At 57.1% G+C, this 303-nt stretch carries 1 protein-coding gene; it reads left to right on the top strand.

The window, feature by feature from the left end:
* Window positions 1-303: hypothetical protein (locus H8K55_RS21380; RefSeq protein WP_186944267.1), on the top strand; the 303-nt coding region annotated here is incomplete at both ends.

The following is a 303-nucleotide window of genomic DNA, read 5'->3' as shown; positions in this document are numbered from 1 at the left end:
ACCTCAGCCAAAAGACCCAAGGCAGTGATAGTACGTACTACAGCTACAACGCCAGAGACAACCTGATCAGCGTTCGCAAAAACAATACGGTGCTCGGCAACTACAGCAATAACCACCTAGGTCTGCGTGTCGAAAAAGAAGCCAAAGACCCCTTACAACCGAACGCGCCTCCCGCCATCTTCCGCACCCTCTGGAACGGCCGTCACGCCTTCCAGGACAGCGACACCAGCGGCAACACCCTAAGCCGCTATGAAAACGACGGACGCCACACCGTCAGTCTGTGGAGCAGCACCGACGGCAGCC

Source organism: Affinundibacterium flavidum, from assembly GCF_014284175.1.
Taxonomy (GTDB): Bacteria; Pseudomonadota; Gammaproteobacteria; order Burkholderiales; family Burkholderiaceae_D; genus Undibacterium; species Undibacterium flavidum.
This window is presented reverse-complemented; position numbering and strand designations above follow the sequence as displayed.